Raw genomic sequence first — 26,023 nt, 5'->3', positions numbered from 1 at the left:
CTTCCCCAGGCGGGCTTTTTTTGTACTCCGCGTCGCCCGCCTTTCCTTCCACGATCTCGCCAGCCGGAAAACGCAGAGGCGTGTGAATAAATCGACTAACAAGAAAAAGGGGACTGGCACGAATGCCTAGTCCCCTCTATGTACAAATCGGGCAGCCAGAGCTTATTCGCCCAGATAGGCCGCCTTCACTTTAGGATCATCCAGCATATCCTTGGCGTTGCCGCTCATGGTCACCAGGCCTGAATCCATCACATAGGCGCGGTGCGCCGCTTCCAGCGCCAGCTTGGCGTTCTGCTCGACCAGCAGGATCGTGATGCCTTGCGCGGAAACGTTGCGGATGACTTCAAAGATCTTTTCCACCATGATCGGCGACAACCCCATCGACGGCTCATCCAGCAGCAACAGCTTGGGATGGCTCATCAATGCGCGCGCCATCGCCAGCATCTGCTGCTCGCCGCCGGACAAGGTGCCGGCCATTTGGGCAGCACGCTCTTTCAGGCGCGGAAAGACGGTAAACCATTTTTCGATATCGGCCGCGATGCCAGCCTTGTCGTCACGGGTATACGCACCCATCAGCAGGTTTTCCTGGATGCTCATGCGGGTGAACACGCCACGCCCTTCGGGCACCATCGCCAGCTTTTGCTTGACTAGGTTGAACGAGGTCGTGCCCTTGGTGTGCTCTCCCAGATAGTGCATCTCGCCTTCGACTTTACATTGCGGCAAAGTCCCGGTGATCGCTTTCAGGGTGGTGGTCTTGCCGGCGCCGTTGGCGCCGATCAGCGTCACCAGTTCGCCGTCATTGACGTCCAGGTTGATGCCCTTGACCGCCTGGATGCCGCCGTAGGCGACTTTCAGGTTGCTGACTTTCAGGATATTGGTTGCCATTAGTGACCACCTCCCAGATAAGCTTCAATCACGGCGGGGTTCTTCTGGATTTCGGCAGGCAATCCTTCAGCAATCGGCTTGCCGTAGTCCAGCACTGTCAGGCGGTCGCACAAGCCCATCATCAGCTTGACATCATGTTCGATCAGCAAAATGGTCTTTCCTTCATTCTTGATTTTCACCAGCAGCTCGCGCAGCGCCAGTTTTTCGGTGGCGTTCATGCCGGCTGCCGGCTCGTCCAACGCCAGCAGTTGCGGATCGGTAGCCAGCGCCCGGGCGATTTCCAGGCGACGTTGATCGCCGTAAGACAAATGCCGCGCGGTACGTTCTCCGAAGCGGCCGATACCGACGAAATCCAGGAGTTCCTGCGAACGCTTGCGGATAGCCAGCTCTTCCGTGCGCGCCGCCTTGTGGCGGAACACCGCACCGAACAGGCCCTGCTTGGTACGCACGTGGCAACCTACCATGACGTTTTCCAGCACTGTCATCTCGCCGAACAGGCGGATGTTCTGGAAAGTGCGGGCAATCCCGGCCTTGGCGACTTCATGCGGCGCCGAAGGCGAGTATGGCTTGCCGGCCAGCTCAAAGGAGCCAGTATCGGCTTGATACAGGCCGGTGATCACGTTAAAAAACGTCGTCTTGCCGGCGCCGTTCGGTCCGATCAGGCCGTAGATCTGGCCCTTCAGGATCTTGACGTTGACTTCGGACAGGGCCTGCAAACCGCCGAACCGTTTATTGACGCCGGAGATATTTAAAATAGTTTGTGCGCTCATGTGATCTCCTTAAGCCTCTACCACGCCGGTCGCCAGCGTAGGTTTATCGATATCGGCATCCGGCCGATCCTCGTGCTTAGGCGCAGGCCACAAGCCGGCTGGACGGGTCAGCATGATGACTACCATCGCCAGGCCGTACAACAACTGGCGCAGCACTTCAGCATCGATCAGCACCTTGCCGAAAACAGCCATCTGCATCGGCTCCACCGTGTGCCGCAACACTTCAGGCAATGCCGCCAGCAATATGCCGCCCAGCACCACGCCAGGGATATGCCCCATGCCGCCCAGCACCACCATCGCCAACACTGCAATCGATTCTGTCAGCGAGAACGACTCAGGCGAGACGAAACCCTGGAACGAGGCGAACATGGCGCCGGCAACGCCGCCAAACGAGGCGCCCATCGTAAAGGCCAGCAGCTTCATGTTGCGGGTATTGATGCCCATCGCCTTGGCGGCGATTTCGTCTTCACGTATCGCCACCCAGGCACGGCCCAGGCGCGAGTTCTGCAAGCGGATCGAAATGATGATGATCGCGATGCACAGAACGAGGAACAGGAAGTAGTAGGCATTGACCGATGGCAAGCTGAAACTGCCCAGCTGGACCGTCGCATTGGAACCGCGCTCCCCTGCCAGCGAAACGCCGAAGATGCGGATAGGGTCGATCAGGTTGATACCCTGCGGACCGTTGGTGATGTTCACCGGCGCATTCAGGTTGTTCATGAAAATCCGGATGATTTCACCGAAACCGAGTGTCACGATCGCCAGATAATCGCCGCGCAGCTTGAGTGTCGGAGCGCCGAGAATGGCGCCGAACATCCCTGCCAGAGCCGCTCCCAGCGGCACGATCACCCACAGCGACAGGTGGATGCCGTTCTGGACAATTTCCGGGCCGCAGATCGCCACCAGGAAATTACCGATGGCCGGATAGGTATTGACAAACGATTCCAGCACCGAAGCAAACTGCGGCGACGCCAGCAAGCCGGTCATGTAGGCACCGATCGCATAGAACGCGATATAGCCGAGATCGAGCAGGCCGGCAAAACCGACCACGATGTTCAGGCCTAGCGCCAGCATGATGTAGAGCAGCGCGAAGTCCATGATGCGGACCCAGGAATTACCGAAATTGGCGGCAATGAACGGGAAAACCACGAGCAGGATTGCGAGGGCGACCAAGCTGGTGTAGGCCTTGGTCGGGTTCTTTTTAGTATCGAAAAAATGAGCCATGTGTCCTCCTCGGATTAAGCGCGATCGGCGACACGTTCGCCCATGATGCCGGACGGCCGCAGCGTCAATACGATAATCAGCACGATGAAGGCAAAAATATCCTGGTAATTGCTACCGAAGAAGTTGCCGGTCAGGTCGCCGATATAGCCAGCTCCCAGGCTCTCGATCAGGCCCAGCAGGATTCCGCCCAGCATGGCGCCGTAGATATTGCCGATACCGCCCAGCACCGCGGCGGAGAATGCTTTCAAGCCGGGCACGAAGCCCATCGCGAACTGTGCGGACGAGTAGTTGGCTCCCCACATCACGCCGGCGACGGCAGCCAGTGCGGCGCCGATGGCAAAGGTCATGACGATGACGCGGTTGGAATCGACCCCCATCAGGCCGGCGACCCGCGGATTTTCCGCGGTGGCGCGCATGGCGCGGCCCATCTTGGTTTTTTCAACCAGCATCACCAGGCCGAACATCGATGCGGCAGCCAGCACCAGCAGCATGATCTGCGTCGGCGAGATCAGCGCGCCGAGGATATGCACCGGATCGGACGGCATGACTTGCGGCACCGGCAGCGGACTGCGGCCCCAGATCATCATGGCGAAAGTCTGCAGTAGGATGGAAACGCCGATCGCCGTGATCAGCGGCGCCAGGCGCGGCGCATTGCGCAAAGGCCGGTAGGCGACCCGCTCGATGATCAGGCTGACAATGACGCAGACCGGAATGGCGCCGATGATGGCGATCGCCAGCTGGACGATGCCAGGCAGGCCGGGAGCGACATGCTGCAGCAGCTTGAGGATGGACAAGCCAACCATCGCGCCTATCATCAGGATATCGCCGTGGGCGAAGTTAATCAGGTTCAGCACGCCATATACCATCGTATAACCGAGGGCAATCAACGCGTACATGCTTCCCAGCACCAAGCCGTTGATAACTTGTTGGATAAAGATATCCATAATTTCCTTTGTGTGTTTCGGTTCAAATCGGTCAGAACACTATTGCGACCATCTCAGAGGCTGCACAGCAAAAATCATTCCCGATACAAAAACGGCACCCTGGAGAAGTCCTGGTGCCGTGGGGATGCGCCCTTCCGCCTAGCTGGAAAGGTAATCTGGCATTGCGTGAATAGCCGGAATATGAAGGATGAACGGGGTACACATATTATTTGTCTCCTTATACGTCTTTATGTAAAAACGTTTTTATCTTAAAGCGCCTTGTCTCGGTGGACAAATGCACCATGACCGTGCAGATTATAGCTAACGTTAAGCGATAAGCAACTCCGACGGCACTACAATATTACCTCGCTGAAGGCGGTTCGGCACAGCCTTTTACAATCAAACTACAATCAAACTTCAGCGCCGCAATGATAGCGAGGAAAACAAAAAACTATCGATGGAAAAGTGGGATTTATTCGGAATATAATTTCGCGCCAGAATGAGGCATCAGGGCCTTTGCGCAACGATTTTCCAGGGGCGTTTGGCAAGGCAACAAACAGCTGCAAGGCTGCAATCGCCCATGACAATCGGCAGATTCTCATAGGCAATCATGCAAGCCGCCAGTTTCGCCTCAGACGCGCGCCAGCCCCTTGGGCATCGGAAAAGTGACATTTTCTTCCGCGCCGTCGAGCGTGCGCACGCTCTTGGCGCCATAAGCTGTCAGGCGATCGATTACCGCCTGCACCAGGATCTCGGGGGCCGAGGCGCCGGCAGTGACGCCGATACGAGTCTTCCCTTGCAGCCAGCCGGGATCGATCTGCTCGGCGTTATCCACCATGTAGGCCGTGGTGCCGCGCTTCTCGGCCACTTCGCGCAGGCGATTGGAGTTGGAGCTGTTGGGACTGCCGACCACGATCACCACGTCGACCTGCGGCGCCATGAACTTCACGGCTTGCTGACGATTGGTGGTGGCGTAGCAGATATCGCCCTTCTTCGGCTCGGTGATCAAGGGGAAGCGCTGCTTGAGGGCGGCAATCACGTCCGCCGTGTCGTCCACCGACAAAGTGGTCTGCGAGACATAGGCCAGCAGCTCAGGATTGGCCACCTGCAGCTTGTCGACATCGGCCACGGTCTCGACCAGGTGCATGCCGCCTTCGGTCTGGCCCATGGTGCCCTCGACTTCCGGATGTCCTTCGTGGCCGATCATGACGATTTCGCGGCCCTCGCGGCGCATCTTGGCGACTTCCATGTGGACCTTGGTGACCAGCGGACAAGTAGCGTCGAACACTTTCAGGCCGCGCACCTCGGCTTCTTCCTGCACCGCCTTGGAAACTCCATGGGCAGAAAAGATCACCGTATTCCCGGGCGGCACGTCGGCCAGCTCTTCGATGAAAATAGCGCCCTTGTTGCGCAAGTCCGCCACCACGTAGGCATTGTGGACGATCTCATGCCGCACATAGATCGGCGCGCCGAATTGCTCCAGCGCGCGTTCAACGATTTCGATCGCGCGGTCGACGCCGGCGCAAAAGCCGCGCGGCTGCGCCAGCAGAATTTCTTTATCCATAGTCATATCCATTCAATCGGCGTGCGTAATTACAAGATGCCGATGATTTTTACTTCAAACTTGAGCGACTGGCCGGCCAGCGGGTGATTGAAATCGAACAAGGCGCCCTGCTCGTCGATTTCCCGCAGCACGCCGGCGAACTGGCCGCCGCCCGGCGCCGCAAACTCCACCAGGTCGCCGATGCGATACTCCTCGCCCAGTTGCGAGTTCTGGCGCAGGGTAGCGCGCGAAACGCGCTGGATCAGCTCAGGATTGCGCGGGCCAAAAGCCTGCTCAGGCGGCAGGTCGAATGTTTGGTGCGTGCCTTCCGGCAAACCTAGCAGACAGGTTTCCAGGAACGGCGCCAGCTGGCCCATGCCGAACTGCAAAGTAGCCGGCGACTCCTTGAAGGTGCTGACAATGTCCTCTCCCTCTTGCGAAGCAAGACGGTAATGGAGCGTGAGGTAGGAGGCTTCGGTGACAACCGGCAGGGACAAATTAGACATAATTAGGTAAAAACACCATTAACAAAAAGGCAATCGTTCATCTGAAGATGATATTGTAAGCCACCTTGGACAAGCTGACGCGTTTAGAAGGACTAACCATGCCAATTACCGACTGGCCAGTCGATCAAAGGCCGCGCGAGCGCCTGATCAAGTTCGGGCCGCAGGCGCTTTCCGACGCCGAACTGCTGGCTGTATTCCTGCGCGTCGGCGCCGCCGGCAAAAGCGCGGTCGACTTGGGGCGTGAGATGAGCAGCCATTTCGGCTCGCTCAACCGGCTGTTCTCGGCCTCTCTGGACGAGTTCTGCGCCATCAACGGCCTCGGTCCCGCCAAATTCGCGCAGTTGCAAGCGATACTGGAACTGGGACGGCGTTCGCTGGCAGAGGAACTGCAATCCGGCACCAGCTTCGACACGCCGGCCGCGGTCAAGCAATACCTGCAGTTGTTGCTGACCAACAAGCCCTACGAGTCTTTTCTGGTATTGTTCCTCGACGTCAAGAACCGCTTGATCTGCGCCGATGAACTGTTCCGCGGTACGCTCACCCACGCCAGCGTCTACCCGCGTGAAGTGGTCAAGGCGGTGCTGATGCACAACGCCGCCAGCGTCATGCTGGCGCATAACCACCCGTCCGGCACGCTGGAACCCAGCGCCGCCGACCACAAGCTGACGCAAACCCTGAAGCAGGCGCTGGACCTGATCGGCGTCAGAGTGCTGGATCATTTCATCGTCGCCGGCACCCAGGTGCACTCGTTTGCCGAACATGGCCAGCTGTGAAATTCTTCAAAAGCGAATTGTTAAATCTACGAACGCACAGAAGACACAATTGTTTTCTGCAAGTCGTTGAAAAATCTCATTTTTTTATATATACTCTCCTTTTTTCCAGTTTCGGAAATCTTTAAGGAGTAAAAACATGGCACGTGTCTGCCAAGTCACCGGGAAGGGGCCGATGGTCGGCAACAACGTTTCCCATGCAAACAACAAGACGAAACGTCGCTTTTTGCCTAACTTGCAAAATCGCCGCATTTTCGTTGAGTCTGAAAATCGCTGGGTCTCCCTGCGCTTGTCCAACGCCGGCTTGCGCGTGATCGACAAAATCGGCATCGATGCCGTGTTGGCCGATTTGCGCGCTCGTGGCGAAAAAGTCTAACTAGCAGAATAAAGGAAGAATCATGGCGAAATCAGGCCGCGACAAAATCAAGCTGGAATCGACCGCAGGTACAGGTCATTTCTACACCACTACCAAGAACAAGCGTACAACCCCGGAAAAAATGTCGATCATGAAGTTCGACCCGAAGGTTCGTAAGCACGTTGAATACAAAGAGACCAAGATCAAGTAATTGATCCCAACTCTGAAAAGCCCCGCAAGGCATGTTCCTGCGGGGCTTTTTTACGCCCCCCCTCCCCCACACACAAACTACCTTGAACGAACGCCAAGCAGCGCATCCATGCGACACAAGGTTCGGCTGAACTTTTCCACAATTGTCAATTAGCTAAAACTTGTCAAATATGCCATGCTACGCCCGCTCGCTACAAATCTGATCCGATTGATGCGGGCGTATTTACAGTGTGGATCATACCGACGTGGGGGAACTGATTATGTGGGACCAAACACCTATATCGCGAAGAGGCATGATGGTCGGCTGCGTGAAGCTGACAGCAGGTTTGCTGCTGGCAGGCTGTCATTTCGAGGATGCGGATGACGGCGCTCCTCATGGCGTACGTGATGTGCCAGATGGTGCAAGAATGGGGGACGCGGCATGGAATGCGCTTCCGACGTCTGTCCGGCAGCATATGTTCCAGGTGTCGGAAATCTATCGTGCAGTCGGCACCGGAACGATTATGCCATATCGGAATCTTGCTCCCAGGCCTCTGTTGCTGCTGGAGCGAAAGGCGGCGGACACGGAGATTATGTCCGCATTTATGATCTCGAGCCGGACCTCGAAGCCTAGTGAAATCATCGTCGGCCCACCGCAGTGGGCGCTCGGGGAGATTCAGGTCCTGCGCGACGCAACCTCACTTGCCGAACTCGATGAGGGTATCCTGTACAAACAGCAAGAGTTCGGATTCGTAAAGTTCCGAGGACAAACATTCTGGTATGTCGTGATGCGCTCACCAGACGCTGTTGGTTTTCCACGGCCATATGGCTTCGATGGATCGACTTGGTACGCATCGGCAACTTGGTTCCACGAACACTTCCATGGGCTGCAGCCGCACGGCTACACGCTGCCGGAAGGCTGGAACCCTTCGCGAGACCGCTACGTTTACCCGGCTGCCGACGTCCACTTCGGGGGCTTGCAGTGGCTAGAGAACGTTGTGCTGGTCCATCGTTTCACCAGCGCCAACAGCGCCCGCGATGCCTTGGAGACCTTTCTCGCTATCCGCGACAAGCGGCGGACGCTATTTCCAGATATGGTCGCAACATATGAGCAGACTGAAACGCTTGAAGGGGTCGCCTCCTATGCCGAGGGGCGCTTTCTTGAAATCATTGGCCGAGAAGCAATTTCTCCAGACACCGGGAAAGTGTACTCGTTCCCGCAGAAGATTCCGGAGGACCCTGCTACCTGGCTGCCGTTCTTTTTCGGTGAATTCGAGTACTCCACCGGATGCGCGATCGCCCAAGCCCTCACCGTCCTCGTCGGCTCAGCTTGGAAGGACTCTTACTGTTCATACGCTAACGAAGAAACCGCCCCGACGCTGGTCGGCTACACGCGCCAATACGTCACCACTCCTGTCGGCGAACACGCTGAACGGCTCTATCAGGCCGCAGCGCATACCTATGGCTTGCCACGCCTGGAAACACGCATCCGGGAAGCGAACTTCGTCGCCCAATGGCGAGCTCTTGACTTCACCGAGCCGGCCGTCGTCAAGCAAGACCATTCGGCTCCTGGTTTCATCATGCATGTCACAAATAAGGATGGCACACCAGCCCGCTTCCCACGCCTGCGCCTCACTCCCAATCCCACCACCACGATAGACAGTGACGTCACAACCCTGTTCGCCAACCAGGATGGACGCGCATCCGCCGACAAGGCCATCACACTGCGCCCCGACCTCCCTCCCGGGGAACACGTCGTCGCCATCGTTGAAACCCTCGACTTCCCTAACCCACCCAGCAATCTCATCTACACGATATAAAGGCAAGACTCTGCACCGCTTTCGGACACGCCCCGGCAAGAACACCGTCTTGCGCAGGGCTAGCACAGTATGCATAAGGCATGCACTCAAAAAAAACGGCCCGATATGCTCGGGCCGTTTTTCTAGAACAGAGCCAACACCGTGCCATCCTGCGACGGTCGGCCTTCTACCTTACTCAGGAATAACTACGCAGGCGCAACGAAAAATCCTGCAAGGATTTGATGCCCGACGCTTCGGCACGTGCGCACCAGTCCTGCAATTGATGCAACAATTGATCACGCGTGAAATGCGAACGTTCCCAGATGGCACCCAGCTCAACCCGCATTTCATGCATGGTTTGCAGTGCTTTGCTATGCAAGAACAATTCAGTCAACTGCTGCTTTTGCGGCGCTTCCAGTTTGGTCGGCTCGCGTTGCAGCAATTTCTTCGATGACTTGAGGAAACCGGCGCCGAGCTTGGCCTTGTCGGTCAGGTGGCTGCGCTCTTCGTGCCAGGCGTTCTTCAACGACTTGGCATACTTGGCCATGACGTCGTAGCGGTTGGCGATCACCGATTGCAAGGTATCCAGGTCGGGCACCAGCTTGGCGTGGTTGAATTTCGGCGCCGGAGCGATCTTCTTGACCTTGGCCAGGCCGCAGATTTCCAGTATCCGGATATACATCCAGCCGATGTCGAACTCGTACCACTTCGACGACAGCTTGGCCGATGTGCCAAAAGTATGATGGTTGTTATGCAGTTCCTCACCGCCGATGATGATGCCGAACGGGATGATGTTGGTGGCGGCGTCATTGCAATCGTAGTTGCGGTAACCCCAGTAGTGGCCGATGCCGTTGATGATGCCGGCGGCGGTAATCGGAATCCACACCATCTGCACTGCCCAGACGCTCAGGCCGATGACGCCGAACAGCATCAGGTCGATGAACAGCATGGCGACAATGCCGTAGGCGCTATGTTTGGTGTACAGGTTTCTCTCGATCCAGTCGTCCGGTGTGCCATGGCCGAATTTTTCCATGGTTTCCAAGTTCTTCGATTCAGCGCGGTACAGCTCGGCGCCTTCCCAGAATACTTTCTTGATGCCGCGCGTGACCGGGCTGTGCGGATCTTCCTCGGTGTCGCATTTGGCGTGATGCTTGCGATGGATCGCCGCCCACTCCTTGGTCACCATGCCAGTCGTCAGCCACAGCCAGAAACGGAAAAAATGACTCGGGATCGCATGCAGATCCAGAGCGCGGTGCGCCTGGCCGCGATGCAGGTAAATAGTCACTGCAGCGATCGTAATGTGCGTCACGACCAGCGTGAACACGACCACCTGCCAGGCGCTTGCACCTGTTACGCCATTCGACAAGAAATCGAGAATTGCATTGAACACTATGTGTACTCCATGTGTAATGAATGATTACGCCACTGCTTGTTTTAATGTCTGATTTGCAGTGTAATGCGGGTAAGTTGACGGGTAGTTACCGACCAATTACCCGAAATTCGACTGCAATTGTACCCTGAATATCAGCCGCTTTTAGGTTTCGGCGAATCAACCGGGCCATCTAATTGCAAATCCTGTTGTGTATCTGAGTGAAAATTACTTTTACGCAACTCCTCATCGTATACCTTGATCTCGCGTTTCACATGAGCAATTTTAATTTGCTTGGCCTGCAACACGCGCCAGATCGCCCGGTTAACATCGGACAATACATTCAGGCGCCCGTTCTCGGGATCGGTGATCCAGAATCCGACCTCTAGCTCTAGCCCGTCAGGACCGATCTTCAGCAGCAAGGCTTGCGGCAACACTTCATGCGAGACGCGCTCCACCTCCAGCGCCGCCTGCTCCAGCATGGTCAGTATGCTTTCGACATCATCCTGGTAGACGATCGTCACATGGGTTGCCAGCCGCAGGATACGGTTGGTCAGCGAATAGTTCTGCACCGAATTGATCATGAAGATCTCGTTCGGAATCACTGTATCGATGCCGTCCAGCCCCTGCAGCACGGTATAGCGGCTGTTGATCTGCACTACCTTGCCGTAGAACGTGCTGACGCCGACCATGTCGCCGATCGCCAGGCTGCGCTCCAGCAGGATCACGAAGCCCGATACATAACTGCTGGCGATTTTCTGTAAACCAAGACCCAGCGCCACACCCAGCGCGCCGCCGAACACCGACAGCACGGTCAGGTCGATACCTACCAGCGAAAGACTGAGCAATATCGCAATCAGGATCAGCACCGCGCGCGCCATGCGCGCCACCACGGTGCGGATCGAGGAATGCATGGTGTTGACCCGCATCAAGCGCTCTTCAATGGTGGCGCCGGCCCACAGCGCGATCACCAGCGTCACCAGCACCGATACCAGAGCCTGGATAATGGCCAGCAGCGACACCTTGTAGCGGCCGATCGGCAGCACCGTACTCTCGAGGTAATCGAACAGGTCAGGCCACCAGCCAGTGATATACAGCAGCAGGCCAATCCAGACCAGGGCGCCGAAGCTCTTTTCAAACAGCAGCAGGAAAGTGCCGACACCGCTGTTGCGCGCAAAAACCCGGCGCAAGACGTAGAACACGAAGCGCATCAGCGCCAGGGAAGCCACCAGCGGCACCATCAGGCGCAGGATATTGACCGGCTGGTGCCACTTCTGCAAAGCCAGCTTGACCAGCAACAGCAGCAGGAAAGTCAGGATAGGCGTGAGCACCTTGACGAAGCTGCCCAGGCCGATCTGCATCGCCGGCGGCTGCACGGCGCTCAGCGTGAAAGTACGGCGCAGCAGGCGCGCCAGCACCCAGCCCACGGCTATGCAAAGCAGCAGCAATCCGACTTGCAGCGCCAACCCGGGCGCACCCAGGTTGGTCAGCAAGTCGTTGAGCAAGTCCGTGAAAATATCTGGCATTATTTAGATACGGCGTTGAGTACTTGGCGTCTCGGCATTCTGTCGTGCTGCGCACTCCGGGTCAGCTTGAAACCGCCGGCCCGGAGCAGCATGATTACTTGCGCACGAATACCGCGGCAAAGAAGCCGTCGGTCTGATGCTGATGCGGCAGCAGTTTGAGATAGTCGCCCATTTCCAGGGGGATTTTCTGCTCGGCCAGCACGTCTTTCATCGGCACCAGCGAAAAATCTTCGTGGCTGGCCAGGAATTGCGCTGCAATCGCTTCGTTTTCTTCGTCCAACAGACTGCAGGTACCGTACACCAGGCGCCCGCCGGATTTCACCAGCCGCGCCGCACTCGACAGGATCGCGATCTGCTTGGTGTTCATTTCGACGATCGCCTCCGGCGTCTGGCGCCATTTGACATCGGGATTGCGGCGCAGCGTACCGAGGCCGCTGCACGGCGCATCGACCAGCACGCGGTCGATCTTGCCCGCCAAGCGCTTGACCTTGCCGTCGTTCTCATGGGCGATCAGGACCGGATGGATATTGGACAAACCGCTGCGCGCCATGCGCGGCTTCAGTTTCGCCAGGCGCTTCTCGGAAATATCGAAAGCATACAGGCGGCCGGTATTGCGCATGGTAGCACCCAGGGCCAGCGTCTTGCCGCCGGCGCCGGCGCAGAAATCGACCACCATTTCGCCACGCTTGGCGCCGACGATTTGCGCCAGCAGCTGGCTGCCTTCGTCCTGCACTTCAATCGCACCGCTCTTGAACAGCGGCAGGTTTTGCAAGGCCGGCTTCTTGATGACGCGCAGGCCCAGCGGCGCATAAGGGGTCGGCTCGCACAGGATAGGCGCTTCCGCCAGGGCGGCGCTGACATCTTCGCGGTTCGACTTGATTGTATTGACGCGCAAGTCCAGCGGCGCCGGCTGGTTCATCGCGTACGCCAGCTCCAGCGTGGCGGCCTCGCCATCGCGCGCCACCAGCTTGTCGAACAGCCATTGCGGCAGGTTTGAGCGCATCAGCGCCGGCATCAGCGCACGGTCGATTTCGCCGACCCGCGTCAGCCATTCGGTTTCTTCTTCCGACAGACCGCCCAGCGACTCGACGCCGACCGCATCGGCCAGGCCCAGCAGGGTCATGCGGCGCATGGTCGGACCGTTGCCCGATTCGGCGAAGCTGGTGTAGATCGATTTGTTGCGCAGCAGGCCGTAAACCGCTTCAGCGACCACGCCGCGTTCGCGCGAACCCAGCTTCGGGTGCTCGCGAAAATAGTGCGACAAGGTGCCGTCGGCAGGTCCGGTAAAACGTAAAATTTCGCGCAGGACTTCTTCGGTGTGACCGATGATCGCGGGAGGCAATCTCATAATGATTCTTTCTTAAAAATCTGTTTATCGTGCCGGTACGGCAAACGATGGTGATGCGTAGTGAATCACGTAATTAAGTCACGCAACCATGTAACGCAACTAAGAATGTGAGCCAGGCTAACGCTAGACTGGCTGCGCGCTGACATGCACCCGGCCGTCCTCGATAGCCAGGCGGTCTTCGATGAACCAGCGCACCGCACGCGGATATAGCTGATGCTCTTCGACCAGCACCCGCTGCTCCAGCGACTGCTCGGTATCCCCTTCCAGCACCGGCACTGCAACCTGCGCCACGATCGGGCCATGGTCCAGCGTCGGCGTGACGAAATGCACGGTCACCCCATGCACTTTGACGCCGGCCGCCAGCGCTTGCCGGTGCGTCGCCATGCCGGTAAAGCTCGGCAGCAGCGAAGGATGGATGTTCAGCATGCGGCCGGCGTAGTGTTCCACCAGGGGCGCCGTCAGGATGCGCATGAAACCGGCCAGCACCACCAGATCCGGTGCAAAGCCGTCAATCACGACACGCAAGGCGGCATCGAACTGTTCACGATCAGGATAGTCTTTATTCGCTACCACCGCCGTTGGAATGCCCTGGGCGGCAGCAAATTTCAAACCTTCGGCATCTGCGCGGTTGCTGATCACTGCAGCGATGCGGGCAGGCCACTGTTCGGCTTGAGCGGCGCGGACGATGGCTTGCATATTGCTGCCACGCCCGGAAATCAGGATAACAATGCTTCTCATGGCGCGCATTGTACCCGTTGCAACGCAGTTTTTGAGTAAAACCGGCGGCAAATATTGTTATTGGAATGAATAAAAGACGCGGAAGGCAACTTTCTTGTCAGCCCAGAAATCGGCGCTGTCGCGGAATACGTCGAGCAGGGTTTCGCGCGCTTCCTTGTCGAATTTCTGTGTATTCGGCAGTTGCTCGATTACCACAATAAAGCCGGGTTGCGGACCGGCCTTGTGCGCCAGGTCGGTCAGGCAGTCGTGCAGCGCATCGAAATTCTTGCCGAAATGCTTGGGAAAGTGGAAAGCATTTGCGATTTTGCCCAGAACCTGCTGCTTAGTCGTCGCTTCCGCACAGTAGGCATACAGGAAATGCTGCCCCAGGCGCTGAGCTTCCGCCTGCAGGTCGGTCACACGGAAGGCGCGGATAGACTGCACTACATTTGGCGGCACGGTTTTAAACAAGCTCATTTTTCCCTCAGCTAGAGCAATGATGGGTTGCTGTTGTGGTAGTTGGTTCACTCGTCTCAGTCACTCCTGGATGCGTCTGAAGGTTTGATAATGATTGTCCGTGTAATAATATTCACCGGAAGACTGCGGATTGCCGCCCGCAATGATCCGGCGCGCGCCACGGTTGCGGGCACGCGGCGTCTTTACAGTATATTCATGGTAATAGCCACGCCGCTGCCTGGGCAACGCCCCCTCGTAATTGCCGAATATCACACCGTCCTTGGCATAAGGAAAAGGCCCGCCCTGCTTGATCAACATCAATGTCGTCTGTGCTTCCGGGGGCAGCTGGTTCAGCGCAACAGTGTCCTGCGGCAAAGATTCACGGGCAAATACCTGAAAAGACAGCAGCAAGCCGAGCAGAAACAATATGCCGTTACGCAACATCGCAGCAGCGAAACCGGCATTTAGACCAGGGAAATGGCGCTGGGTTGCGTGGCTTTTCATAAATTTCATATTTTTTGTATATGCGATACCGTAGGGTAACGTGTTGCTGAAAACGAATCAACCCGTATACTTGCGGCGCAATCAAGTGTTGCAATATTTGACAATACGGAACAACTGTCAGGCCGCGCTGCCCACCGCGGCAAGGGCAGCGTCCTCAGCGGGCCCGAAAAAAACCGCTACTTCATCGCGCCGCGCCAGGGTATCTTTCTGCCCCATGCGGATCAGCTCGCGGGTATAGCCGGATTCGAACAGCAGATACGAGGCCAGCCCTCCGCCCTGGATATCCTTGGCGCCCAGGCCGCCCAGCAAGGTGCGGATCGGCAGCGGCAGGCTGCCGAAGTGCTTGGTGGCGATATCGTCGATTTGTTCCGACGGCGAAATAATCAGCATTTCCACCGGCTTCAGCGGGGTGCGCTGGCGCTGCTCCTCGGTCAGGAAGGAAAGCGTGTGATTGATGCGTTCCAGCCGTTCGATATCCACCGCCAACCCGTCCAGGAAAATGCTGGACAACGCGTGGCTGGCGATCTGCGCCAGACTCGGATAACTGGCGAAAGTGGGAGAGTCAGCCGGCGCTTCCTGGCGGCGGCCGGCGCCGACCACCATGACTTTGCTGGCGCCAAGGTGAATCGCGGGAGAAATCGGCGCCAGCTGGCGCATCGAGCCATCGCCGAAAAACTGGCGGCGGCCTTCGCAGAAGATCGGGATCGCAGGAAAAATGAAAGGGATCGCCGAGGACGCCAGCAGATGGCCGACGCCGATCTGGTCCCGCACCGCCCGGCGCTGGCTGCGGGTCCAGCCCTGGATCTCGCTGGCGCTTTGATAAAAAGTAATGTGCTGGCCGCCGCTATACGACGATGCCGTGATCGCCAGCGCGTCCAGGCTGCCGTTGGCCAGCGCCGTGTCGAGCCGTTCCAGGTCCAGCAAGCGGTGCAGCAAGGTGATCAGGGGCGTATTGTCGAGCAGGGAATTAGGCGGATGGGCATGCCATTTGCGCAGCAGCCAGCCGAATGACAGCAACGACAGCCAGCGCGCCCCCGAGCGCAGCACGCCCAGCGAATCGGCGCGGTACACCTGCTCCACCGCGAAGTGCTCCCAGACATCCTTCAGCTTTTGCACGCCAAGGCCGAAGTTGTCGACCCGGCACGCCAGCGCCGTCGCATTGATCGCGCCGGCCGAGGTGCCGCAAATGATGTTGAAAGGATTCTGCTCCGGCGCCCAGCCCTGTTCCCGCAAAATCGACGCTACCGCGTCCATCACGCCGATCTGGTAGGCTGCGCGGGCGCCGCCGCCGGTGAGGATGAGGCCGGTTTTTTGTTTTGTCTCCATGAGACAGAAGATTACCAGCAGAAATGTATTGCTGCTCTATCCAATTGATTGCCTATCGCATGCCTGGCCCGCGAACCGGAAAGCCGAATCTTCCCGTTCGCGCACGCCGGGCAAGCGTCAAGGCAGGGTAATGGTCAGATTCGCCGCCCGCGGCGCCAGTTTGACGATGTCGCTGTAGCCGGCGATGCTTGATGCAGTGGCGCGCGACAGCATGGTGTTCAAGCCGAAATAGCCGCCCAGTCCGATCAGTGCAAATACCGAACACAGCGCCCACAACGGCACTTCATTGCGCAGCTTGTGGCTGATCTGGTCCGGCCGCTCCCAGTGCGGCGCAAAGCCGACGCTTTTGCCTTTCATGCGGGCGATTTCGTCGCCCAGGCGCGCGGTCAGGTAATTCAGTTTTTCCGGGCCTTCGATGATGTACTTACCCTGGAAACCGAGCAGCAGGCACATATGGAAAACCTCCAGTGCCTGCAGGTGCAAGGCGCCCTTCGCGCGCAAGTCTTCCAGGCGCGTGAAGAAATGTTCGCCGGCCAGCTGGTCGCCGAACAGGATCAGCTGCAGCGGCCGCCGCGCCCACGATTCGCGGATATTGAATTGCGAATGCAGGATGTTCTCGTCGACCGCCGCGCAAAACGCATACTTTGCCGCATGCACGTCTTCCGCCGAGACATCCAGCTTTTTTGCGCCGCGTTCAAAGTCGCTCAGGAAGCGCTGCATCTTGGCCGTAAAGCCGGCTTCGTCGACCGGCGAGCAACGGTTCTTCAGCAGGAACAGGGCATAGAAACCGTCGTACATCAGGTCCAGCAAGGAATTGGCCGAGCTGCTGCTGTCCGGCGCTGCATATGGGCCTTGGCCGGAAGCCATGTCGCCAAGCAGGGATGGGGCTGAAGTTCTGTTCATGATGTAACCGCTAAGAGCTCAAGTTTAAGGTCGTTGATGCCGGATGGCACATAGATCGAAATCGATTGCGCCTGCAGCATGCGGTCGTACAGGGCGCCCTTGTTTTCCAATGCAAAATAATAAGTGTCCGGCCGCACCGGCAGCGCCGCCGGGACTTGCGGCGAATGCGACAGCTTGACGCCGGGCATCGCCGACAGCACGAATTTATCGACGTCATCCGGCGCGCCGATCTTGAAGCGCAGCGGCACGATGTCGACCAGTTCGATGGCCGGCATGCTGGCGTTGACCGCCAGGTAGAACGCGGTCTTGTCGTCGATCTTGCCGGAGTCGAGCATGCCGTGATGATGCGACGGCTTGTTTTCCGACAGCGCGATGGAAAAATAACGCGACGAGATGACGGTGTCCAGCAACTCGCGGATGATGGCGTCCAGCTTGGCGAAACATGGACCCGGATCCTGATGCTGGTAAACCGGCAGGTCCGACAGCGCGTAGCTCTTGGAAAACGTCATCAGCGCACCGGCCAGGCTCAGCAGCTGCTCGTACAGGCGTTCCGGATGAAACGCCGGATTATGGAAATAGTGCGTCAGTCCGGCAAACGCCGAACTGGCCGTATGCAGCAGCCAGAATGAAGAAATATCGCCGGAACGAAATTCGATGACATTCTTGCTCGGCTCACGGTGATGGCCGTACAAGGCGCTGACCTTGGCTTGCAGCGCATCCATCAGGCGCCGCAGCTGGATATATAGCGCAGGAGCGCTGCGGATGGTCAGGCTGGGGGCCACGAAAGTCGGGTCCGGCTCAAAGCCGCCGGTAGAGATGCGGCGCAGCTTGATCAGCGGAAAACTAATGAGGGAGTCGCGCGGCTCCATTTCCGACACCAGCCGCACCGATTTCTTCAAATAGGTCAGCTCCGCTTCCGCCGCCTGCGTGAACAGGTCGGCAGTGGCTGCATTGTTCTGCGCATAACGGGTGGCGTTGCTGGTCTGGCCCAGCGGCGAGAAATTGCCGCCGAAACCCTTCATGTAAGGCAGCGCCGCGTAATAGGTAATGGTTTGCTGGGCGTGCGGGATATTGGTCAGGTCGACCACTTCCGGCAGATCGTCGGCCTCGGGCGCCTTGTAGATTTCGCCATCCTGGAAAATCACCGACAACTCTGACAGCCGCAAGGTGTTGTTAGCCAGCGCATCGCGGTCCAGTTGCACCGACAGCACGCCCCAGGCAAACGGATGCAAGGCATTGGTGGTTTCATGCAGGCGATTCTCGTGATAGCGGTCCTGCTGCTGGAAATGCTGGGGACGCAGGAACAAGCCCTCGCCCCATAAGATTTTCGATGTTCGATTCACGTATTTGACTCACATGTAAATTTATTCAAACCACCATCATGCAGTTGCCGGCCAAGCGCTAACCGCACGGAGCCGGGGTTAAAAACTTGCTGGCGCCGACGTCTTCCGCCACCGTGACGCCGGTGCCGACCGTCAGCGCGCACGCATGCGCGCCCAAGGTTATACCGGATTTCTCCGCCTGCTCCGCCGGGAAAGTCAGTTTCCAGCGCTGCGCCGCCGGTTTGCGGAACAAGGCGACAACGCCGACGAAACCGGCTTCCCGGGTGACCTTTTCGCTGACTTCATAGCGCTGTCCAGGCACCAGGGTGATTTCCTTGACTTCGATCAGATCCGCGCCCAGCACATCCTTTTCTTTCTGCGGATTAGTAAATGTATCGTAAGTTGCCTGTTGGAAAGCACCATTTTGTCTTAACTTATATACTCTGGCCACCAGCGCCAGCGGCGCACCGCCGCTATCGACATTCAGGTTGGATCCGGCGTGCAGCTTGATCGCAACGGTCCTGGGCGGCTTTTGGGCATCCGGAATTTCGGGCTTGGTGATGCCTGACATCTGCAATACCGAGCTGGCAATCGAACCGACCGCCGAGACGGCGCCGGCTGCACAGCCGGCCAGGCTCAATACGGCGGCAAGCGAAGCCAAGAGATAAAGTGGTCGCATTAACATTAATTATCGTCTTTATTTGGGTTGCAAAATGCTGGATAGATCATACTGTCTGGATTGACATTTCATCATTAATTTATACAAAACAACAACGCCGCACTAGTTGCCGCCTAGACATATAGTATGGGTCTGGACTAAACTTGTTGCAATGGTGTAACCAAAGTTAACAAATTTTGATGTAGATTGGCAATATGATATCTGCATCTGCCTGGTTTTGTTAAGATTTGGGCTATTTAAAAGTTGCCACATAGAAAGCGAGTTTAAGATGAGTCAATGGAAGAGTAAATTTATCTACGGCATGGCATTGACATGTTTGGTAAGCGCCTGTGCAACGCCGCCGCCGCCGGTAGACCCGGCCGCCAAACTTGACGCCATCGTGGCCGAAGCGGACGCGGCCCAGAAAGCCGGCCAGACCGACAAGGCCGTCAAATTGCTGAAAGACGCGACCAGCGCATTTCCAGCAGACAAGGGGCCATGGGTACGTTTGGCGCAAATCCGTTTCGATGCGGAAAATTATGGCGACGCCATTTCCTATGCGCTGGAAGGTTTGAACCGCGATCCGAAAGACAAGGTCGCCAACAGCATCGTCGCGGTGGGCGGCCTGAGATTGTCGACCAAGGCCTTGAACGACCTGCGCACGCAAAACGATTTGAACGGCAATGTCCGTACCGAAGCACAAGGCCTGGCGAAAATCCTGCGCGAAAGCCTGGGCGAGACGGTACTGGTGCCGGCCCGTCCCAAGGTGGTGGCGCGTCCTGCCGCCGCCCCCAAGAAGGGTGCCGTGGCGGCCAAACCTGGCTCCACGCCTGAACCTAGCGGCGACGGCGCCAATCCATTCGGATCGTTGCAGTAACTAAATGAATCCTGCGCCCCGCCACGGGGCCAGGGCTTGATTATCCGGTAAGCATCAGCGGGGGTTTTATGGCCAAAAAAGAGAGTACTCAAAAACGTTTGCAGAAGGTCCGTCCACCACGGGTGCAAATGACTTACGACGTTGAAATCGGCGACGCCATCGAGCAAAAGGAATTGCCGTTCGTGATGGGCGTGGTAGGCGACTTCAGCGGCAAATCAGATGTGGCCCAGGCCAAGCTGAAAGACCGCAAATTCGTCAACATCGACAACGACAACTTCGACGAAGTGATGAAGGGCATCGAGCCGAAAGCCACTTTCCGCGTACCGAATCATCTGAGCGATGGCGGCGGCGAATTCGGCGTCGAGCTGAAATTCAAGTCGATCGACGATTTCCGTCCGGAAGCCGTGGTGCAGCAGATCGAACCGCTCAAGCAGTTGCTGGAAGCCCGCACCAAACTGGCGGACCTGCGCAACAAGCTGGCCGGCAACGACAAGCTGGAAGACATCCTGAACGATGTGCTCAACAGCACCGAGAAGCTGACGGCGTTGAGCAAGCAAACCAAGAAACAAGGAGACTGAGATGTCCTTTCAGCATAACTCTGCGGCGGCAGCCAGCCCGGTGGCAGAAGAATCCGGTTTGCTCGACCAGATCGTAGAACAGAGCAAAGTCGCCAAATCCGGCGCCGAACACGACCGCGCCAAGGACATCATTTCGGAACTCGTGAACCAGGTCATGCAAGGCACCGTAGTGGTCTCGCCCAACCTGTCGGCGACCATCGATGCCCGCGTGGCTGAGCTGGACCGCCTGATTTCCGAGCAGGTCAGCGCCGTCATGCATGCGCCTGAATTCCAGAAGCTGGAAAGCAGCTGGACCGGCCTGCACTACCTGGTGTTCAACTCGACCACCGGCCAGAACATCAAGATCAAGGTCCTGAACGCCACCAAGCGCGAACTGGTAAAAGACTTCCAGGCAGCCCTGGATTTCGACCAGAGCGCCATTTTCAAGAAAGTCTACGAAGAAGAGTTCGGCACTTTCGGCGGCTCGCCGTTCGGCGCCCTGCTGGGCGATTTTGAAATCACGCGGCAACCGGAAGACATGTATTTCGTCGAGCAGATGTCGCACATCGCCGCTTCCGCCCATGCGCCTTTCATCAGTGCCGCATCGCCGGAACTGTTCGGACTAGAAACCTACAGCGAACTCGGCAAGCCGCGCGACCTGGCCAAGGTGTTCGAGACGGTCGAATACGCAAAATGGAAGTCTTTCCGCGAATCGGAAGATTCCCGCTACGTCGGGTTGACCCTGCCCCGCTTCCTGGGACGTTTGCCGTTCAATCCGAAAGACGGCCAGACTGTCGACGGCTTCAACTTCGTGGAAGATGTCGACGGCACCGATCACTCCAAATACCTGTGGTGCAACGCAGCCTATGCTTTCGGCACCAAGCTGACCAAGGCATTTGAAGACTTCGGCTGGTGCGCGGCGATCCGCGGCGTGGAAGGCGGCGGCCTGGTGGAAGACTTGCCGACCCATACCTTCAAGACCGATGAAGGCGAAGTCGCGCTCAAGTGCCCTACCGAAATCGCGATTACCGACCGCCGCGAGAAAGAGCTGAGCGACCTCGGCTTCATCTCGCTGGTACATTGCAAGAATACCGACTACGCCGCCTTCTTCGGCGCGCAATCGACCCAGAAAGCCAAGAAATACAATACCGATTCAGCCAATGCGAACTCGGTGCTGTCAGCCCAGCTGCAGTACATCTTCGCAGTATCGCGTATTGCGCATTACATGAAGTCGATGATGCGCGACAAGATCGGCAGCTTTGCTTCGGCAGGCAACGTGGAAGATTTCCTCAACCGTTGGCTGACCCAGTATGTGCTGCTTGATGACAATGCCAGCCAGGAGCAAAAGGCGCAATTCCCGTTGCGTGAAGCCTCCGTGCAGGTATCTGAAGTACCAGGACGTCCGGGTGTCTATCGTGCAGTGTCTTTCCTGCGCCCTCACTTCCAGCTTGACGAACTTTCAGTTTCACTCCGCTTGGTCGCAGAATTACCGGCGTCAACCAAGTCTTAATTTTATTGAATAAGGGGTACTACCATGGCAATCGACGTATATCTGCAAATTAACGGCATCAAGGGCGAATCGACCGACAGCGCCCACAAAGACTGGATCGAATGCAAATCGGTGCAATGGGAAGTGCTGCAGCCGAAGTCGGCTACGGCATCGACCGGCGGCGGCCACACAGCTGAGCGCTGCGAGCACAAGGACATCGTGATCACCAAGATCGCCGACCTGGCTACGCCTTTGCTGCTGCAGAACTGCTCGTCCGGCAAGACCATCGACAGCGCCAAGTTCGAATTCCTGCGCGCCGACGGCAAGGGCGATCGCATCAAGTATTTCGAAATCGAACTATCGAACCTGCTGATCTCCGACGTCACTCCTTCCGTCCAGGAAGGCGATGTGCTGAGCGAAAGCGTCAGCCTGAAGTACTCCAAGGTCAAATGGAAGTACACCCAGCAAAAAATCGGCGGCGGCTCCGGCGGCAACACTTCCGGCGGCTGGGACCTGTCGACCAATAAAGTCGTGTAATTTTTTTTGCACCAGTAATGGGAGCCGCGGCATGCTGCGGCTCTTTTTTTCTTTGAATGGTATGCGATGAAAGGTTTCACGCCAGGATTGTTTGACAGACTGATGGGCGGCGACAGTACACCTGCGCAATCCGATCTGGTGGTGCGGCTGTCCATGGATTCCCTGAAAGACGCGGTAGCCCGCGACCTGGAAGCCATGCTGAATACGCGCACCGTGATTCCTGAAGAAATACTGAAGAATTTCCCCGAATGCAGCAAGTCGATATTGACCTACGGCTTGAACGATTTTTCCGGCATGAGCCTGGCCAGCATGGATGACCGCGCGTACATCTGCGAATGCCTGGAGCAAGGCATTGCGCGTCACGAGCCGCGCCTGAGGAATGTACGGGCTTCGCTCGAACTGCGCGAAGGATCGATCAACCGCTTGAATTTTGCGATTGCAGCCATGCTGGTGGTCGGCCCGGCCAAGGAAGCCGTCAGCTTCGACGCCGTGCTGCAGCCGTCGACCTTGCAATACTCAATCAGCAAAGCACGCCGCGCAGCGCGCATGGACGGTTAACGTGGACGAATTACTCCCCTATTATGAGCGCGAGCTCGGTTTCCTGAGGCGCTATTCGCGCGAGTTTTCCGAACGATACCCGAAGATCGCCGGCCGCCTGCTGATGTCCGGCGAGGTGTCGGAAGATCCGCACATCGAGCGTATGATCCAGTCCTTTGCGCTGATCAACGCCCGCACCTCGAAGCGTCTGGACGACGACTATCCCGAATTCACCGAAGCCCTGTTCGAGGTGCTCTATCCGCACTATCTGCGCCCGTTCCCCTCCTGCTCGATCGCGCGGATGGACTATGCCGCTGCCGCCGCGCAGCTGACCATGGCCATGACGGTGCCGCGCGGCACCGAACTGACTACGCGCCAGGTCAAGGGCGTGGCCTGCAAATTCAAGACCAGCTATGACGTCACGGTAGCGCCGGTGCGGCTGTCGCATGCGATCTTCGATCCCATCATCGAACCGCCGGATGCCGTGCAGTTGCCGCCGGCCGCCAGCTCGCGCATCGGCATCACTTTTGAAAGCACCGCCGAGCAAGCCGGCTTTGCCGAACTCGGCGTCACCAGCCTTCGCGTATTCATCGACGGCGAACCGTCGTTTTGCGCGGCCTTGCGCGACACGCTTTTCATGCGCACCGTGCGTGCCTATGTGGAAGCCGGCAATAGCGGAAAATGGCATGCTGTCAGCAAGATTCCGGTGACGCCGGTCGGCTTTGAAGAAGACGAATCGCTGATCGATTTCCCGGCGCGCTCGCATCCGGCCTACCGCTTGCTGACCGAATATTTCTCCTATCCCGAGAAATTCAACTTCTTCGATGTGAATGTGGCCGACCTCACCAGGCTGCTGCCGCCGGGATGCAAGAAATTCACCCTGCACCTGGTGCTGTCGGGCCTGCGCGCCGATTCCAACACCGCGCGCATGCTGGGCACCATGTCGACCAACAACCTGCTGTTGGGCTGCACCCCGGTCATCAATCTGTTCAAGCAACGCGGCGATCCGATCCGCCTGACCCACACCAGCGCCTACTATCCGGTGGTCGGCGACTCGCGCCGTGCCTACGCCTATGAAGTGCATTCCATCGATTCCGTGCAGCTGGTGCGGCAAACGCCGGAAGGCGAATCGATTACCGAATTCCGTCCCTTCTATTCGCTGCGCCATGGCGAAAGCGCGGACAAGGCCGGCCACTACTGGGCCATGCGGCGCGACGAAATGGTGGCGGCCCGCAGTCCCGGCTACGAAACCGAGATTTCCATCGTCGACATCGACTTCGATCCGGCCGCCATAGAAACCGATACGCTGAGCATCGAGCTCACTTGCTGCAACCGCAACCTGCCCTCCTCGCTGGCCTATGGCCTGGATGGCGGCGACCTGTTCCTGGAAGGCGGCTCGCTGGTGAACGAGGTCAGTTTCCTGCGCAAGCCTTCCGAACCCTGCCGCTTCGAACGCGGCCGCGGCGCTCACTGGCGCCTGATTTCGCACCTGGCGCTGAACCATCTGTCGCTGGCCAAGGGCGGCCTGGAAGCGCTGCAGGAAACCCTCAGCCTGTACGACCTGCCGCGCTCGGCCATCTCGCAGCGCCAGATCGGCAGCGTGGTCGGCATCGATCACAAGGCAGCAACCGCATGGCTGCCGGGCAATCCGTTCGCCTCGCTGGTGCGCGGCATCGAGATCAGGGTGACGCTGGACGAGGAAGGCTTTGTAGGTAGCGGCATCCATGTGTTTGCCAACATCCTGGACCGCTTTCTCGGCCTGTATGTGCATGCCAACAGCTTTACGCAATTGGTGATAGCTTCAAAACGAACAGGTGAGGAGATACTGCGATGCTTACCGCGCAGCGGAGATTCGAACCTAGTGTAATCCAGCGCCTGCTCGACAAGCCGCATCGTTTCCAGTTTTTCCAGGCAGTGATGATGCTGGAGCTGTGGCTGAAGCAGAATGGCGTCCCGCATGAAGAGGCCGTCAGCGATTTCCTGCGTTTCCAGAACACGGTGTCGCTCAACTTTCCGCCGAGCGAGATTGAAGCGCTGCACGTGACGCCCAAGCTGACCAGCCAGACGGTGGAAGAACTGCTGGAAGCCTTGCAGAGCAACCGGCTCGACAGTATCGCGCTGACGCCGGCGTTCATCGGCTTTTTGGGCAGCAACGGCACGCTTCCCAGCCATTATTCGGAACGGATTGCCGCGCATCAGCTGTATGAAAAGGATCACGGCCCGCGCGCCTTCCTCGACGTCTTTTCGAATCGCGGCGTGGCGCTGTTCTTTAAAGCGTGGCGCAAATACCGGCTGGAGTTCAAGTACCAGATCGACGGCAAGGACAGTTTCCTGCCGCTGCTGATGGCGCTAGCCGGCCTCGGCCATCGTACCTTGCGCGACCGCATGTCAGAAGACGGTGAAGGCTTGCTGGACGAATCGATCGGCCATTTCGCCGCAGCGATCCGGCACCGGCCGCCGTCGGCCGCGTACATGCAGCGCGTGCTGTGCGAATATTTTGCGGTGCCGATCGCGATCGAGCAGTTTGTCGGCCACTGGTACGACGTTCCGCTCGACCAGCAAACCGTGTTGGGGGCCACCAACGCGACGCTGGGCAGCGTCGCCATGGTCGGCGAACGGGTGTGGCAGCGCGACTTGCGCATGCGCCTGAAGATAGGCCCGCTGCGCCGCAAGAAATTCGAAAGCTTTTTGCCGGGCGGTTCTGCCGCCGTCGGCTTGCAAAAGATACTGGCGATGTTTACCAGCGTTTTCCTGGAATACGAAGTACAGCTGATCCTGCGGGCGGACGAGGTGCGCAGCGTGACCTTGAACTCCGACCGCGAAGGCGGCCAGCTGGGCTGGGACACCTTTGTCACCAGCAAGCCGGAACAGCATGACCGCACCGACGTTTGTTACGAAATTCACTCACTTTGACCATGCATGGATGGGAAGGC

The 26,023-nt window shown here is 57.9% G+C and carries 27 protein-coding genes; 11 read left to right on the top strand and 16 right to left on the bottom strand.

Annotation, left to right across the window (positions count from 1 at the left end; translation table 11 throughout):
* Positions 1 to 162: 162 nt before the first annotated feature.
* The 6 genes from KHU30_RS23835 to KHU30_RS23810 form a co-directional block, all read right to left on the bottom strand.
* On the bottom strand, positions 163 to 885 hold the full coding sequence (locus tag KHU30_RS23835; RefSeq protein WP_211445091.1) for an ABC transporter ATP-binding protein: 723 nt from the start codon (positions 883 to 885) through the stop codon (positions 163 to 165).
* Positions 885 to 1,655, bottom strand: coding sequence for an ABC transporter ATP-binding protein (locus KHU30_RS23830; protein WP_211445090.1), 771 nt, complete (start codon positions 1,653 to 1,655; stop codon positions 885 to 887). The genes KHU30_RS23835 and KHU30_RS23830 overlap by 1 nt, the downstream gene beginning before the upstream one ends.
* Positions 1,656 to 1,664: 9 nt before the next feature.
* Positions 1,665 to 2,879 carry an ABC transporter permease subunit gene (locus KHU30_RS23825; protein WP_211445089.1) on the bottom strand — a complete coding sequence of 405 codons (1,215 nt, stop codon included), beginning with the start codon at positions 2,877 to 2,879 and terminating at the stop codon, positions 1,665 to 1,667.
* A 14-nt stretch (positions 2,880 to 2,893) separates the two neighbouring features.
* Positions 2,894 to 3,823 (bottom strand): branched-chain amino acid ABC transporter permease, encoded by a 930-nt coding sequence (locus KHU30_RS23820; RefSeq protein WP_211445088.1) that lies wholly within the window; start codon positions 3,821 to 3,823, stop codon positions 2,894 to 2,896.
* A 610-nt stretch (positions 3,824 to 4,433) separates the two neighbouring features.
* The gene (gene ispH, locus KHU30_RS23815; RefSeq protein WP_211445087.1) at positions 4,434 to 5,366 is read right to left on the bottom strand and encodes a 4-hydroxy-3-methylbut-2-enyl diphosphate reductase; all 933 of its coding nucleotides are present in this window, start codon (positions 5,364 to 5,366) and stop codon (positions 4,434 to 4,436) included.
* A gap of 29 nt (positions 5,367 to 5,395) precedes the next feature.
* The gene (locus tag KHU30_RS23810; protein WP_061942446.1) at positions 5,396 to 5,851 is read right to left on the bottom strand and encodes an FKBP-type peptidyl-prolyl cis-trans isomerase; all 456 of its coding nucleotides are present in this window, start codon (positions 5,849 to 5,851) and stop codon (positions 5,396 to 5,398) included.
* A gap of 98 nt (positions 5,852 to 5,949) precedes the next feature.
* On the opposite strand from KHU30_RS23810, the gene radC reads away from it, so the two are divergent.
* The 4 genes from radC to KHU30_RS23790 all read left to right on the top strand — a co-directional run bounded on the left by radC (position 5,950) and on the right by KHU30_RS23790 (position 8,985).
* Positions 5,950 to 6,624 carry a RadC family protein gene (radC, locus tag KHU30_RS23805; protein ID WP_211445086.1) on the top strand — a complete coding sequence of 225 codons (675 nt, stop codon included), beginning with the start codon at positions 5,950 to 5,952 and terminating at the stop codon, positions 6,622 to 6,624.
* Between the two features lie 136 nt (positions 6,625 to 6,760).
* Positions 6,761 to 6,997 carry a 50S ribosomal protein L28 gene (rpmB, locus tag KHU30_RS23800; protein WP_006463730.1) on the top strand — a complete coding sequence of 79 codons (237 nt, stop codon included), beginning with the start codon at positions 6,761 to 6,763 and terminating at the stop codon, positions 6,995 to 6,997.
* Positions 6,998 to 7,019: 22 nt separating this feature from the next.
* Entirely contained in the window at positions 7,020 to 7,187 is a 168-nt protein-coding gene (gene rpmG, locus KHU30_RS23795) for a 50S ribosomal protein L33 (protein ID WP_009667251.1), read from the top strand.
* 292 nt (positions 7,188 to 7,479) lie between these two features.
* Positions 7,480 to 8,985, top strand: a complete 1,506-nt coding sequence (locus tag KHU30_RS23790) for a hypothetical protein (RefSeq protein WP_211445085.1) — start codon at positions 7,480 to 7,482, stop codon at positions 8,983 to 8,985.
* Between the two features lie 175 nt (positions 8,986 to 9,160).
* Here KHU30_RS23790 and KHU30_RS23785 read toward each other — a convergent pair whose 3' ends face one another.
* From KHU30_RS23785 to tssJ, 10 genes are all read right to left on the bottom strand, one after another.
* Positions 9,161 to 10,354, bottom strand: a complete 1,194-nt coding sequence (locus KHU30_RS23785) for a DesA family fatty acid desaturase (protein WP_407928136.1) — start codon at positions 10,352 to 10,354, stop codon at positions 9,161 to 9,163.
* A gap of 134 nt (positions 10,355 to 10,488) precedes the next feature.
* Positions 10,489 to 11,859, bottom strand: a complete 1,371-nt coding sequence (locus tag KHU30_RS23780; protein WP_211445084.1) for a mechanosensitive ion channel family protein — start codon at positions 11,857 to 11,859, stop codon at positions 10,489 to 10,491.
* Positions 11,860 to 11,953: 94 nt separating this feature from the next.
* Positions 11,954 to 13,207, bottom strand: a complete 1,254-nt coding sequence (locus KHU30_RS23775; protein ID WP_211445083.1) for an RsmB/NOP family class I SAM-dependent RNA methyltransferase — start codon at positions 13,205 to 13,207, stop codon at positions 11,954 to 11,956.
* Positions 13,208 to 13,330: 123 nt separating this feature from the next.
* Positions 13,331 to 13,954 carry a phosphoribosylglycinamide formyltransferase gene (gene purN / locus KHU30_RS23770; RefSeq protein ID WP_211445082.1) on the bottom strand — a complete coding sequence of 208 codons (624 nt, stop codon included), beginning with the start codon at positions 13,952 to 13,954 and terminating at the stop codon, positions 13,331 to 13,333.
* A gap of 48 nt (positions 13,955 to 14,002) precedes the next feature.
* The gene (locus KHU30_RS23765; protein WP_211445081.1) at positions 14,003 to 14,401 is read right to left on the bottom strand and encodes a barstar family protein; all 399 of its coding nucleotides are present in this window, start codon (positions 14,399 to 14,401) and stop codon (positions 14,003 to 14,005) included.
* A gap of 60 nt (positions 14,402 to 14,461) precedes the next feature.
* Complete coding sequence (locus KHU30_RS23760) at positions 14,462 to 14,884, bottom strand: ribonuclease domain-containing protein (RefSeq protein WP_211445110.1); 423 nt, start codon at positions 14,882 to 14,884, stop codon at positions 14,462 to 14,464.
* Between the two features lie 117 nt (positions 14,885 to 15,001).
* The gene (locus tag KHU30_RS23755) at positions 15,002 to 16,210 is read right to left on the bottom strand and encodes a patatin-like phospholipase family protein (protein WP_211445080.1); all 1,209 of its coding nucleotides are present in this window, start codon (positions 16,208 to 16,210) and stop codon (positions 15,002 to 15,004) included.
* A gap of 117 nt (positions 16,211 to 16,327) precedes the next feature.
* Complete coding sequence (gene icmH / locus KHU30_RS23750) at positions 16,328 to 17,113, bottom strand: type IVB secretion system protein IcmH/DotU (protein ID WP_211445079.1); 786 nt, start codon at positions 17,111 to 17,113, stop codon at positions 16,328 to 16,330.
* Positions 17,110 to 18,456 carry a type VI secretion system baseplate subunit TssK gene (gene tssK, locus KHU30_RS23745; protein ID WP_211445078.1) on the bottom strand — a complete coding sequence of 449 codons (1,347 nt, stop codon included), beginning with the start codon at positions 18,454 to 18,456 and terminating at the stop codon, positions 17,110 to 17,112. Before tssK ends, icmH begins: the two co-directional genes overlap by 4 nt.
* A gap of 58 nt (positions 18,457 to 18,514) precedes the next feature.
* Positions 18,515 to 19,114: a type VI secretion system lipoprotein TssJ gene (gene tssJ / locus KHU30_RS23740; RefSeq protein ID WP_211445077.1), complete on the bottom strand. Its 600-nt coding sequence runs from the start codon at positions 19,112 to 19,114 to the stop codon at positions 18,515 to 18,517.
* A 268-nt stretch (positions 19,115 to 19,382) separates the two neighbouring features.
* Between tssJ and KHU30_RS23735 the strand changes: the two genes are divergently transcribed.
* From KHU30_RS23735 to tssG, 7 genes are all read left to right on the top strand, one after another.
* Positions 19,383 to 19,970, top strand: a complete 588-nt coding sequence (locus KHU30_RS23735) for a tetratricopeptide repeat protein (RefSeq protein WP_211445076.1) — start codon at positions 19,383 to 19,385, stop codon at positions 19,968 to 19,970.
* 68 nt (positions 19,971 to 20,038) lie between these two features.
* Positions 20,039 to 20,548 carry a type VI secretion system contractile sheath small subunit gene (tssB, locus tag KHU30_RS23730; protein WP_211445075.1) on the top strand — a complete coding sequence of 170 codons (510 nt, stop codon included), beginning with the start codon at positions 20,039 to 20,041 and terminating at the stop codon, positions 20,546 to 20,548.
* 1 nt (position 20,549) lies between these two features.
* The gene (gene tssC / locus KHU30_RS23725; RefSeq protein WP_211445074.1) at positions 20,550 to 22,037 is read left to right on the top strand and encodes a type VI secretion system contractile sheath large subunit; all 1,488 of its coding nucleotides are present in this window, start codon (positions 20,550 to 20,552) and stop codon (positions 22,035 to 22,037) included.
* A 24-nt stretch (positions 22,038 to 22,061) separates the two neighbouring features.
* On the top strand, positions 22,062 to 22,553 hold the full coding sequence (locus KHU30_RS23720) for an Hcp family type VI secretion system effector (protein WP_038491337.1): 492 nt from the start codon (positions 22,062 to 22,064) through the stop codon (positions 22,551 to 22,553).
* 66 nt (positions 22,554 to 22,619) lie between these two features.
* Positions 22,620 to 23,111: a type VI secretion system baseplate subunit TssE gene (tssE, locus tag KHU30_RS23715; protein WP_211445073.1), complete on the top strand. Its 492-nt coding sequence runs from the start codon at positions 22,620 to 22,622 to the stop codon at positions 23,109 to 23,111.
* A gap of 1 nt (position 23,112) precedes the next feature.
* Positions 23,113 to 24,957, top strand: a complete 1,845-nt coding sequence (gene tssF / locus KHU30_RS23710; RefSeq protein WP_211445072.1) for a type VI secretion system baseplate subunit TssF — start codon at positions 23,113 to 23,115, stop codon at positions 24,955 to 24,957.
* Entirely contained in the window at positions 24,921 to 26,003 is a 1,083-nt protein-coding gene (gene tssG / locus KHU30_RS23705) for a type VI secretion system baseplate subunit TssG (protein ID WP_211445071.1), read from the top strand. Before tssF ends, tssG begins: the two co-directional genes overlap by 37 nt.
* Positions 26,004 to 26,023 lie beyond the last annotated feature (20 nt).

The sequence above is a fragment of the Collimonas humicola genome (assembly GCF_018304945.1).
GTDB lineage: Bacteria > Pseudomonadota > Gammaproteobacteria > Burkholderiales > Burkholderiaceae_D > Collimonas > Collimonas humicola.
The sequence above is the reverse complement of the archived record's forward strand: the minus strand, read 5'-3'. Positions and strand labels throughout refer to the sequence as shown.